Source organism: Legionella nigrisilvae, from assembly GCF_977063395.2.
In genome coordinates this window covers 138830-150559 of record NZ_CDRUGZ020000024.1, presented here as the reverse complement: position 1 = coordinate 150559, position 11730 = coordinate 138830, and the positions used below count along the sequence as shown (strand labels likewise).

Here is an 11730-nt window from a genome sequence, read left to right as displayed (position 1 = left end):
GAAATGGGCGAGTACTTGGTACTCGTTTTATAAGAGCTGGCTTGTGTGAATATGGATGGCGCTAATTTGAATAATTTATCTTTTGATAATACTGGTAACATGTTGTTCTCCTATGTTTTTACTATTGTTCTCAAGGAACAAATACAGTATCGCAAAAAACCGACCCAAGGTCAAAATTATTTATAAATTTTCTTTATAAACTTTATTTATTACAAATGTTGATATTTTAAGATGCACTTGTTATACTGTTCTTGTCTTAGTGACCAATAGTAAAAACATAGGAGAACAGCATGACTATTCCAGAAATTATCCAACGCCAATTACTGCACACAAATAAAGCGATCGTCTGGTCGTGGGGTGTGTCCAAATGGTATAAAGTATCCAATACAATGCTTGCAATACGAGTTCATGCACACCGCCTCAATGGGTTTGTATGCATCACATTGGATGAGGCACATGATTTGTATAACATTACTTTTTATTCAAATAAAACAGTTCCAGAGATGCTTAAGCATCCTGTTTCTGCATATGAGGCGATAGAAGGGGTTTATTGCGATCAACTCGTTGAGTTCATTGATAATATAATCGAAAGAATACCAAACTATAAATATTAAACCTTATCCAGCCTCCAATCGCTGGGGGCTAGAAATCATTTGAGGTGATTTAATGAAAAAATTATCATTTGCCGTTAAGGCAAACATGAATAAACCCCCTAGAGTTCATGTGCAATCAGCAGATAAAAAAACAACCTATGGTTCATTTCAAGCCAATAACTGTGATGAATTTGATGCCTGGAATAAATTAAGCCCAGAAGAAACCATTGAATTAAAGCATTATATGAACAATATGTCGGCTATTGAGCATTACTTTTCTACAAAGGCTCTGTCCGAACAAAAAGATTTTAGAATCAAATTACCCAACAGTTTTATAGGTACTATAGATGAAATAAGCAAGCTATGCTCTGAGGAAGACATCAACTTAAATGTTTATGATGCCATGATTAGTGCAGCCATTGGGCAGCTTAAAATCAAGACAGCAAGCCTTCCTGATGACAAAAAGCAGCAAGCCCTGATGCTCCTTAATCAACTCGGACTATCTGAAAATGTAAAATCGGATGTTTCCTTAAAAATACAAGCGGTATTCTCTGAATTATTGTCCATTCATAATAAATCAGAAAAACTGCACCAAAAATCCATAGTCCTTTTTAATAAAGATAAAAGTATTTCTCCGAAAACCATTGAAGAAATCGCAAAAGGTGATTTATCAACCTCCAAATGGTTAGTATCTTGTGCCATAGAGATTTTACTGGAAGAAAAACCAGATATTGTGCAAAAAATATTATCTGATAACGATATCTTGTTTTTGTGGGCGACTCCTTCACTAAAAAATAATAGGCCAATCAAGGAATTACTCGATAAATTAGGGTCTTTGAATAACTCCGAAATGTTAAGCAGCAAACTAAATTCCATGACAGACTTTAGTTAAAGACTTTCCAAAATATCACATTTATGCTATAAATTACTATGAGAATAAAATTTTACCAAAAACAATCAGGCAAAAACCCTGTGGCGGAATTCCTAAATGATTTGCCATCCGATGAAATCGCGCGACTTGCCGGTTGTTTAAAGAATGTTGAAGAGCTTGGTTTTGATAGCCCAAGGGTACAATTCAGGCAAATAAAAGGCTCGCTTTGGGAAATTAAGATTAAAACATCACGCAGTGGTTATCGTTTTTTTTATGTGTGTATTCAAAAGGAAATCATTGTTCTTTTACATGCTTACAAAAAGCAGTCACAAAAAGCGCCAAAGCAAGAAATTGAACTGGCTGAAAAACGAATGATGGAGGTATACGACCATGAAAGCACTTACCTTAAATGAGTTTATTGACGACAAAATCAATAAGGACGAAGAATTTGCCAAGCACTATGAGCGTGAGCAAATCATTAATAACATTGCCGTCATGATTGTGAATGCCCGTAAAAAGCGGCATATGACTCAATCCGAGTTGGCCAATAAAATTGGAACCAAGCAATCGGTTATTTCTCGTCTTGAAAGCGGCAATAGCTCCTTTATTCCCTCATTAGAAACGTTGGTAAAGGTCGCTGATGCGCTCAACATGCACTTAAAATTGCAATTACAAGCCTAATAAACATTTGGCCAACATCAAATAACAGTACTTTTTAAAGGATATAAAATGGCATTAGATTTTTCCAAACTGAGTACAGGACAAACTGTTGATACAGTCTTAAAGCCAAGAGAAATTTTTAGCGCCTTACCAAATAAAAAACCAAACAAATTCCATTACCCCCGCGATGTGCAATCTCAAGTATGGAGCAAATGGTTTGACCGCAAAGAAGAACGCAACCTGGTTATAAAAATGAATACTGGTGGCGGTAAAACAGTGGTTGGCCTTTTAATTTTAAAAAGTTGCTTGAATGAGAAGAAAGGGCCTGTAGTTTATATAGTTCCAGATAATTTTTTAGTAGAACAAGTGTTATCCGAAGCCAAAGATCTTGGATTAAATGCCGTTGATAACCCTGAAAATGAGAGTTTTTTAAAAGGAAAAGCAATTCTAGTAACTAATATATATAAATTAATTAACGGGAAATCAGTATTTGGTGTTGGCGATGAGGGAGCAAAAATACCCATTAAGACACTCCTTATTGATGATGCTCATGCGTGCGTAAACACAGTCGAAGAACAATTCACTTTGAACGTGTCATCATCTAACCCAGCATATAAAAAATTATTTAGTCTTTTTGAAGAAGCAATGAAAAGGCAGTCGGAAGCAAAATATTTGGAGATTGAAGCGGGAGACCCCTTTGCTTACATTCTGATCCCATATTGGAACTGGCAAGAAAATCTAAGTAAGGTAATGCAGGTTTTAATTGAAAACAAAAATCATGAAGACATAAAATTTAAATGGCCATTAATAAAAGAAAATTTAGAGCGATGCAGTTGCGTTATTAGTAAGCATTCCATTGAAATTACTAGTAATTGTATTCCAATTGATGTGATTCCTTCTATTAGTAATGCATCAAGAAAAATATTTATGACCGCGACATTATCAGACGATAGCGTCTTAACGACCCATTTTGGTGTTAGCTCTCAATATCTTAATAACCCTATCACTCCAGATTCAGCGGGAGATGTAGGTGATCGATTAATCCTATTACCACAAGCTCTCAACACAAATATGTTTGATAGTGATGTTAAAGAATTATGTTTGAAATTATCCAAAGAATATAACGTGGTAGTTATTGTCCCATCTAACAAACGATTGGAGTTTTGGGAGGATGCAGCTGATCTCATTTTAAAAAAAGACACTATCCTTCAAGGAGTTGAACAACTTAAAACAACTCATATTGGCTTAACAATTTTAGTTAACAAATATGATGGGATTGATTTGCCCGAAAATGCTTGTCGATTGTTAGTTATAGATGGATTACCAGCCGCTCGAAATAATATTGATAAAATTCGCCAGAGCGAGCTTGCGGGTAGTTCGAACAAAGTAAATCAAATCGTTCATAAAGTAGAACAGGGGATGGGGAGAGGTGTTAGATCTAATGATGATTATTGCGTCATTTTTCTTATGGGAAAAGATCTTACTTCTCAGCTTTATACGGGCGAAACTTTAGAACTATTTTCACCGGCGACAAAGGCTCAACTAGAATTGTCAGAAAGGGTAGCAGATCAAATAAAAGATAAAGGAGTTGAGGAAATTAGATCCGTAATAAACTACTGTCTAAAAAGAGACCCGCAATGGGTTGAGTTAAGTAGAGGTATTATGGCTAACCTAAATTACTCCAATAAAAATACATCTGACTCAATAAAAATCGCTTTAAGAGAAGCTTACGATTTAGATCGCTCAGGGAAACCACAAGAAGCAGCAAACAGAATTTTACATGAAATCAATAACTCAACCGATGATCTTTTATTAAAAGGCGTATTAAAACAATACATGTCGGAGTATATAAACAAGTACGATAAGGTGGAATCGCAAAAAACCCAACTATCCGCTATTTCTGATAATTTGAGAGTTCTTAAACCAATCGAAGGCATCAGTTATAAACCATTAAAAACCCATACAGGATCACAAGCAATACGATGTTCTACCTATTTAAAAGACAAATTTAAAGATGGAAACAAACTTATTATCTATACAGAGGGAGTATTTTCAAAACTTATATTTAGTGAAGGTACTGCAAATATATTTGAGGATGCTTTTAACGAGTTAGCATACCTTCTTGGCTTTATAGGCCAACGCCCCGAAAATGATTATGGAAAAGGACCAGATAATCTCTGGCTGTTGGATGATTTAAAATTTTTAGTTATTGAATGTAAAAATGGTGCAACCACCGATTTTATTTGCAAACACGATTGTAATCAGCTGAATGGTTCTGAAATTTGGTTTAATAATAATTATGGCAATGGTGCTAAATGTGTACCTATTATGATTCATTTATCTACTTGTTTTGAGTATGCGTGTCCTCCAAGTAACAATATAAAAATAATAAATAAGAGCTTATTAGAAAAGCTAGTTAATAACGCCCGTAAATTTATACGATCTATAGCCACTGAAAATAAGTTTGAAGACAGTCAAGCTGTCAAACAACATCTGGCACAATACAAGTTAGAGGCTAATGATATTATCGCCAACTATACAACTGCTTTTAAAACAAAAAAAACCTGAGCACTACATACTAGGTAAAAAGATAAAAATCAGCATTTCGATAGAATACTTGTTGGGATTATTTTACTAACCTTTGAATTGGTTGAACAAGTATCGGCTTATCTCAAAATAAAGATCATCTCGATTAATTCGTATTCCATAGAGATCGGTATTGCGACAGAGAGTAACACCTTTAGAACTCACCCAAACAAATCACTATGTGATCCTGTTCGTGATAATCGCAGCAATTGTATGCGATCATCTTTAATGGTCTTATAAATTAATAACCAATCGGGGGTAATGTGACATTCACGATAACCATCCCAATTTACGGAAAGACTGTGATCCTTATGCTTTGGATCCAGGGGTTCTTCCTTTTGCAATTGCTCTACAATAGAGTCTAAGAGCGTCCTTCTTTTCCCTTGCTTCGTAATCTTTTTCAAATCACGCTTAAACTGTGTCGCCAACTCTAATTCAAGCATTATCTACAGAATCCCATACATCCTTCATTGTTTTAAATCGCTCGCCTTTTCCTGATTCCAGCTCTGCCATGGCCTCTCTTGTCTCTTTGTTCGGTATTTTTACCTCAAAAGGCAGGCCATTTTGGAGACAGACCTGGCTATAGAACAGTCGAATCGCCTCGGCTGTAGATAAGCCTACCTTATGCAAAATCGCTTCTGCCTGCATTTTAAGAGCAGGCTCAATACGAGCATTAATTGTTGCCGCCTTATTCATCTTAGTAACTCCCAAAATACTGATATTTTAATTGTATAACAAATGCATTACATTTTCAATTTTTCTATTTTATATGGGCTATCAATAAAGTACACCCTTGTGATAAATTTTGCCTTGCCTTTAAATCCCTTGTTTTTCATATCAATAGAATCTGATTTTTATTTATGATAATGTACTATCACTAATTTTAAATATTATTGATAGGAAAATTCATGGCGCTTGTTGGTTATGCCCGCGTATCTACAATTGACCAAAATTTGGACATTCAACTTGATGCTTTAAAATGCGCTGGATGTAAAAAGATCTTTTCCGAGAAAAAAAGTGGTACTTCAAAAAAAAACCGAACCGCACTGGATGAATGCATGGAGTATATTCGTGAAGGCGATACCTTGGTAGTTACACGAATTGACCGCTTAACCCGCAGTATTCTGGATTTACAGACTTTACTGCATTATTTAAAAGAGAAAGAGATCCACCTAAAAGCATTGGAGCAACCTGTGGATACCTCTAATGCCTCAGGTAAATTCTTTTTGGATATGCTGGGTGTCTTTGCTGAGTTTGAAACCAACCTTCGCCGTGAGCGGCAACTGGAAGGTATTGAGCGCGCAAAACGCGAAGGCAAATACAAAGGGAGAAAACCCACAGCACGCTCAAAAACTAATGAGGTCATGGAGTTAATCAATCAGGGATACACACGCACCGCTATTGCTAAAAAACTTAATATGGGTATTGCCAGTGTTTATCGTATTCTTAAAACCCAACGACAGGATAATCCAGAAAAATCAATTCCAGGCAGCCAGGGAACTCAAAAAATTGCCGTGGTTGAAGTTTGGCTGCGCGTAGAAAACAACAATAAGTTTGTGCGTGGAAAAAATGAATCCAGGCGGCAAATCGAGCAATACTGCTTTTCAGCCTTTGATATGGTGAAAAAAGACAAGGATGGATGGGAATACAGTCTTAAAATTCCCTATACCAGTGATAAGGATCTGGATGAAACTATCTATGACTTAATGCATGAAGCCGAATCGATTGCCGGCTGTCGCAATGGATTTACAGAAATGAGTATCACGGAACCTGCAACCGGTAAATCTTGGTGATGATTCCCCTGGTTCACCACCCTGCCATGGGTTCATTACCTTAATTTTAAACCCAAGGAATGTTATCATGCCGTCCGTTTTGAAAAGGCAACGCGCTATTACGTCATTCGCCTGGAACAGGATTTATTGGGTGACTGGACACTCTGCGCATCCAATGGACGTATCAAGTCCAGATTTGGGCAAAGCCATATTATTGCCTTTGCAAGTTTTTCTGATGCCTTGAAGCACTTTTGCGTCATGGTGAAAGAACGAAACCAACGCGGTTATTATCTGATCTCTTATCAAACCCATGATGTTCTATACCAACAAATACTACCATGGGCCTGCTTTATGGAGGATCCAGCACCTATGAAAAAGAGACCTCGGAAAAAGCAAGTTCGATCATTGCTGAATCAAAACTCAACCATTCAATCCCAATCTCAGGACTCTCAGCAAATGCTGCTTATTTTTTAACGAGTACCACCTTCCAATTATAAAAAAAGAGAATAATTATTTTCCACAATCAGAATAATTTGTCTTTAGATATAGGATATATTATATTATATATAGATGGAGATAATGATGAATAAAGTTTTAATATCAATACCCGATCAAATCGCTTCTAGAATGAGAGCAGCAATACCTCAGCGACAACGCAGCAAGGTGATTGCTCATCTTATTGAAAAAGAAATTGAACGACGTGAAAAAGCGCTCTATGAATGCGCTTTAGCTGTTGAAAATGATCATGGTTTACAAAATGAAATGAACGATTGGGATATAACGGTTCAAGATGGATTAACTGATGAATCGTGGTGATGTATATTGGGTAAACCTCGACCCTACTACAGGCTCTGAAATCAACAAACTCAGACCTTGCGTTTTAGTTGGAGCAACACCGATTAATCAAGCAAGACGCACTGTTGTCGTCGTTCCTCTTTCAAGCTCTGCTACAGCCAGACCACCAATTACCATCACTGTTTCTTGTCTTGGCAAACAAGTTACCGCAGTTTGTGATCAAATAAGAACGATTGATAAAAGTCGTTTAAAAAAAGTGGCAGGAAACCTTTCAGATAAAGATTTAAATGCCTTGGATGATGGGTTACGACAAGTTTTATGCCTTTGATTAAAACTTAATCTACTCCAAACCTTTAATGTTACGCCGTTATTCTGTCATGAACTCATAAAATAACCTTGCACCAATACCAGAGAGACTGATAAGGATTCTAAGCAACCACTTAAAAGGAAATGACATGGGTTGCGAATGCTATCAAGCTGCTATCGGAGCAGATAGAAAGGTGCTCTGTATGTAATAAAAGAAACATTTGAAATTCTGGGTGAAACTCATAAAGCACATCTTGAATCCAAGAAAAATTGATAGCAAGTCGGGAGAACTCATCAAGCAATCAGGCAATTTAAAAAATAGGTAATTTATCTCAACGCCACTGCAAATTAGAGTTTTCCTAGTGTAACTGTTAAGAAAATCAATCTTAATATACAGAGTAATTAAATTTTAAATAGTTTGCTCAATTATCGGCTTACTTGATTTAACTAGAACGTCTATCAAATAAAATCTAAATAGGAAAATCGATTGGGTTTAACATAAGCAGAAAGAACAACAAACCCTCCTTCCCCATAGCCTGGTTTACTCTCCTCTGGCGTTAATATAGTATCAACAGGAGAGAATAAAGTTTGATAAATTGCTTCTTCTTTAAAATTAATTTCATGAAGCAATTCAAAGACCTCCTGTACCGAATAAAAATGAGCGTATCGATAAAACAGATTATCTTGCTTGGTGGCCTCATATTGCTGTCCAATCATCGAATGTTTATCAATCATACCAATAATAAGCTTACCATTGGGCTTTAAAACCCGTTTTGCTTCAAGAAGTGCTACTAAAGGTAAATTCAAAAAACACAATACTGTATTGAATAAGACAAAATCAAATTGTTGTTCATACTTAGGAATCTCAATGTTAAATCGGGACAGGAGTGTTGGTAAAATATAAACAACCAAGGTGCTAAGGTGACACTGGATGCTATTTCGAGACACACTATGTCGGATTAAATTAAGTCAATACGCTTAAAGTTATAAAATAATTCCAAATTTTAGATAGATCTATCCTGGGAACGCCTATGCAACCAGCCTTTTTCTTTGTGCCAGTTTCTCGTGATTTTCATAAAAAACGCAGCGTTAGCACCAATTTTGCGATAAGCAAGTTCCATTTCGCTATGACATAGAATGCATTCCTTAGGATTAATCCCAAAGGTCTTTTGCATCAACTATGGGTATTTGAGATTGTAGGTTTTGGGCTCAGGTTCTTACCCCAATAAAGCACGAACTAATGGTAATTTCTCTCTCCGTACTCTATTTACAAGAAATCCATAATAGCGCAACATCCTGAAATGCTTTTTAGGGATATGTTGTACCAGTCTACGGATAAACTCCTCCGTAGAGCAGTGAAAATCTTCGTGTTGATTCGTCTTATGATTCAGGAAGTTAAAGGTTACATTTTGGCCATTGTAATGCCGTAACCTGCTGTGGCCAATCGGTGGCCTACGAATATAACGCCCAAGATAATTAATTGACGCCTGTGGGTTTTTTTGTGGTTTGGCCACATGAACTATCCACGGTTTGTTGAGTCTACGATTGAGCCAAGCGCTAAAATGACCCTGTGTCGGGCATAGGGCATTTAATACTTCAGGAAGAACAAGAACTCCTTCTCTATAGGCTTTTTTCAACATCTGTATCACACGATAACGCCACATCTCCATAATCACTTTCTTTTTGAAGTAGAACGTGACAAAACGTGTCTCTTTATCATTTATCCCTCCTTGGGTAGTCGAGATATGCACGTGCGGATTGAACTTTAAATCTCAGCCAAAGCTATGAAGCGCTGCAAACATTCCGGGTAAGACTCCTTTATGACTCGCTAACCGCAGCAAAATAGAAGCTGCTACTGGCAGCAGCCAACCTAACAAAATCCAGTTTTCTTTGAAAAACCTCCATAATTCCCGTGGCATCGTAAACGTAATATGCTGCCAGTCACAACTGGGTAACAGATGAATTTGTTTGCTTATCCAATTCTCGGTGGCTTTCTTCCCACACTTCGAGCAAAACCGATTATGGCAGGTAAACGCAACTTTTTTGCTATGAGTGCATTTAGGGTTGGGGCAGTCATAACAGGAAAATCCTCGCAAGGTGCTCCCGCAACTTAAAATGTTCGAGATTGTTTCCAAAACCTCATGGCGTAGCGTGTCTTTATACTTCTGGAAATAGTGATACCAGGAGTTATCTTTGAGCAACAAGTCCTTCAGGCTTCTCTTTTGTTCGCAGTCCAACTCTTTTTTACTTACAGCATAAAGCATTTACAAAGGCCAACCTCTTAATAAATTATCCTGATATAATCATTCATCTATCTATCCTTAATCGCTCTATAATGAAGACTCAAAAGAAACCACAAAAGCAAATCGATAAACTCCATGCAAAAAATCAAGGGCGCTGCTCCATATGTAAAATAGACTTTGGTGATGACTTTGCATCTTATACCTGGACTGGTTATGATTCTATAGGGCGTTTGCAAGTCACAAGCTAATGTTGTCATGAAAAAATAAGACGGCTCGTAAACATCGGATTATGTGGGTTTATTGATCCTGATGAGTTCAATGAAGCAATTAAAAAGCATCCTTTGTATGAACAGTTATATAATGTCATTTTGTAATGAATTCTAAAGAAGGATTTTATTGCGCTGAGAGATGAATAATAATTTACGGTCTTATGATGATTAGAACTCCAATGCTTCTTTACCCCTGCCAACGCATTTGGCTCTGAGCGAAGCGCCTTGAAAACTGCGTAATTTGCCCCGATATTGGCTATTAAGTAATAAAATTAGAGCTATGAAACTTTGTGTAAAACGGTGACTAGAGTTTTTGATAAGCCAATCTTGAAAGGAGATTTAGATGAAAAAGAAACTACTTCCTATTTTAATCTCTGTTCCTCTTATCACTATGATGTCAGCAGGAGCCATAGCACTTGAAGCGAAACAAAATAATCAAGTACAAAAGAGTAAAGATTTATTAGCCTTAGATCCATTTGATAACGATCCCTTTTTTCAATCACCTTATGATGTTTTGAAGCAAATGGAAAAAATGCAACAGGCTATGGACCAGTTTATGAAGAGTCAATTCTCACAAATGCACACTAACCTTCTAAAACAACCCAATCAAATGCTCTTTGGTAATACAAATAATGTTGAAATTAAAGAAAGTAAAAATGAGCTTGTTTATAAAATAAAATTACCTAAAGGTGGGGATAGTAAAGTTGATGTTTCTGTTAAAGAGGGACAATTAGTGGTTAGTTCAAATATAACGCAAAAAATCACTCGTGAACAGGATAATAGTAAAAGTGTAAGCTATTCTCAGAGTAATTACAGTCAAACATTCCAATTACCACAGGGCTATGATCCCAATTCTATGAGCTCAAAAGTGAAAGATTCAAATTTAATTGTGACATTTAAAAAATCACTTTCGACATCTTCAATACTCTAAGGGATTGAGATTTTAAGCGTTGTAACGCCACATATCGATTTTGCAGATGATTGTTTTGTAATGTAATTGACTTGACAAAATGAGGTTGTGAGTCCAACTTTATAATCAGTCAGAAATGACAAACGTATCAATTTAAGGAGTGAAACGATGAGTAAATTAATAAAATGGAAAAAAGAAACCCCGATTGCCATTGAGCATACACATAATCCGTTCTTAAGACTTCAAAATGAAATAGATCGTGTATTTCATGATTTTAATGATTTTTTTTCGCCCTCTCGATTCAATTGGGAATTTGATAATCTAAATCTTGCCCCATCAATGGATGTTGTGGAAGATAAAGATCATTACAGTATTGAGCTTGAGATGCCCGGTATGGATGAAAAAGATATCAAGGTTTCTTTAGCGGATAATATATTGACCATTTCTGGTGAAAAGTCGACTTCTAAAAAGAATGAAGACAAAAAATATCTTTCTCGAGAAATTAGCTATGGGAAGTATGAGCGTTCTATTTCATTGCCTTCAACAATAGATGTTGATAAGGCTAAGGCAACTTTTAAAAAAGGAACACTTTGCATTGAGTTGCCGAAAAAAGAAGAGGCTAAAAAAAGTACTCGTGATATCAAAGTAGAAAAAGCGTAGTCTATTGGCCCTGTAGCTAACAGGGCAACACCTTGAGCGGATTACATCATACTCCTCTTCTTCCA

General features: G+C 36.4%; 16 protein-coding genes and 1 pseudogene. 12 read left to right on the top strand and 5 right to left on the bottom strand.

All coding sequences use genetic code 11. The features are described 5' to 3' along the window. Positions 1–290 precede the first annotated feature (290 nt). From ACWTE2_RS17270 to ACWTE2_RS17250, 5 genes are read left to right on the top strand one after another with little or no spacing between them, the layout of a single operon-like run. Positions 291–614 carry a hypothetical protein gene (locus ACWTE2_RS17270; RefSeq protein ID WP_014845127.1) on the top strand — a complete coding sequence of 108 codons (324 nt, stop codon included), beginning with the start codon at positions 291–293 and terminating at the stop codon, positions 612–614. Between the two features lie 52 nt (positions 615–666). After that, on the top strand, positions 667–1485 hold the full coding sequence (locus ACWTE2_RS17265; protein ID WP_014845126.1) for a hypothetical protein: 819 nt from the start codon (positions 667–669) through the stop codon (positions 1483–1485). Between the two features lie 38 nt (positions 1486–1523). Then, positions 1524–1877: a type II toxin-antitoxin system RelE/ParE family toxin gene (locus ACWTE2_RS17260; RefSeq protein ID WP_014845125.1), complete on the top strand. Its 354-nt coding sequence runs from the start codon at positions 1524–1526 to the stop codon at positions 1875–1877. Continuing rightward, complete coding sequence (locus tag ACWTE2_RS17255; RefSeq protein ID WP_014845124.1) at positions 1855–2145, top strand: helix-turn-helix domain-containing protein; 291 nt, start codon at positions 1855–1857, stop codon at positions 2143–2145. Before ACWTE2_RS17260 ends, ACWTE2_RS17255 begins: the two co-directional genes overlap by 23 nt. A gap of 48 nt (positions 2146–2193) precedes the next feature. Continuing rightward, positions 2194–4692: a DEAD/DEAH box helicase family protein gene (locus tag ACWTE2_RS17250; protein WP_014845123.1), complete on the top strand. Its 2499-nt coding sequence runs from the start codon at positions 2194–2196 to the stop codon at positions 4690–4692. 179 nt (positions 4693–4871) lie between these two features. On the opposite strand, the gene ACWTE2_RS17245 is transcribed toward ACWTE2_RS17250, so the two are convergent. Together ACWTE2_RS17245 and ACWTE2_RS17240 are read right to left on the bottom strand one after the other, a co-directional pair. Next, positions 4872–5153 (bottom strand): type II toxin-antitoxin system RelE/ParE family toxin, encoded by a 282-nt coding sequence (locus ACWTE2_RS17245; RefSeq protein WP_014845122.1) that lies wholly within the window; start codon positions 5151–5153, stop codon positions 4872–4874. Next, on the bottom strand, positions 5146–5406 hold the full coding sequence (locus ACWTE2_RS17240; protein ID WP_014845121.1) for a type II toxin-antitoxin system RelB/DinJ family antitoxin: 261 nt from the start codon (positions 5404–5406) through the stop codon (positions 5146–5148). Before ACWTE2_RS17240 ends, ACWTE2_RS17245 begins: the two co-directional genes overlap by 8 nt. A gap of 212 nt (positions 5407–5618) precedes the next feature. Between ACWTE2_RS17240 and ACWTE2_RS17235 the strand changes: the two genes are divergently transcribed. From ACWTE2_RS17235 to ACWTE2_RS17220, 4 genes are all read left to right on the top strand, one after another. Then, on the top strand, positions 5619–6503 hold the full coding sequence (locus ACWTE2_RS17235; RefSeq protein WP_014845120.1) for a recombinase family protein: 885 nt from the start codon (positions 5619–5621) through the stop codon (positions 6501–6503). Positions 6504–6524: 21 nt separating this feature from the next. Further along, positions 6525–6956, top strand: a complete 432-nt coding sequence (locus ACWTE2_RS17230; RefSeq protein WP_223499742.1) for a WGR domain-containing protein — start codon at positions 6525–6527, stop codon at positions 6954–6956. Between the two features lie 105 nt (positions 6957–7061). Then, the gene (locus ACWTE2_RS17225) at positions 7062–7298 is read left to right on the top strand and encodes a hypothetical protein (protein WP_223499713.1); all 237 of its coding nucleotides are present in this window, start codon (positions 7062–7064) and stop codon (positions 7296–7298) included. Then, entirely contained in the window at positions 7285–7605 is a 321-nt protein-coding gene (locus ACWTE2_RS17220; protein WP_014845117.1) for a type II toxin-antitoxin system PemK/MazF family toxin, read from the top strand. Before ACWTE2_RS17225 ends, ACWTE2_RS17220 begins: the two co-directional genes overlap by 14 nt. A gap of 437 nt (positions 7606–8042) precedes the next feature. Here the strand turns inward: ACWTE2_RS17220 and ACWTE2_RS17215 are convergent, their stop codons facing one another. The 3 genes and pseudogenes from ACWTE2_RS17215 to ACWTE2_RS17205 all read right to left on the bottom strand — a co-directional run bounded on the left by ACWTE2_RS17215 (position 8043) and on the right by ACWTE2_RS17205 (position 9847). Further along, a complete protein-coding gene (locus tag ACWTE2_RS17215) occupies positions 8043–8531 on the bottom strand; it encodes a class I SAM-dependent methyltransferase (RefSeq protein WP_014845116.1) in 489 nt (162 codons plus the stop codon). Between the two features lie 269 nt (positions 8532–8800). Then, positions 8801–9343 (bottom strand): annotated as a pseudogene (locus ACWTE2_RS17210) (IS91 family transposase); the annotation flags it as partial. Positions 9344–9355: 12 nt separating this feature from the next. Continuing rightward, positions 9356–9847: an IS91 family transposase gene (locus tag ACWTE2_RS17205; protein ID WP_051009158.1), complete on the bottom strand. Its 492-nt coding sequence runs from the start codon at positions 9845–9847 to the stop codon at positions 9356–9358. Positions 9848–9918: 71 nt separating this feature from the next. Here ACWTE2_RS17205 and ACWTE2_RS17200 point away from each other — a divergent pair, with 71 nt between their 5' ends. The 3 genes from ACWTE2_RS17200 (at position 9919) to ACWTE2_RS17190 (ending at position 11665) form a co-directional block, all read left to right on the top strand. Then, complete coding sequence (locus ACWTE2_RS17200) at positions 9919–10074, top strand: hypothetical protein (RefSeq protein WP_154080667.1); 156 nt, start codon at positions 9919–9921, stop codon at positions 10072–10074. A gap of 364 nt (positions 10075–10438) precedes the next feature. Beyond that, positions 10439–11026 carry an Hsp20/alpha crystallin family protein gene (locus tag ACWTE2_RS17195; RefSeq protein WP_014845114.1) on the top strand — a complete coding sequence of 196 codons (588 nt, stop codon included), beginning with the start codon at positions 10439–10441 and terminating at the stop codon, positions 11024–11026. A 147-nt stretch (positions 11027–11173) separates the two neighbouring features. Then, complete coding sequence (locus tag ACWTE2_RS17190) at positions 11174–11665, top strand: Hsp20/alpha crystallin family protein (protein WP_014845113.1); 492 nt, start codon at positions 11174–11176, stop codon at positions 11663–11665. Positions 11666–11730 lie beyond the last annotated feature (65 nt).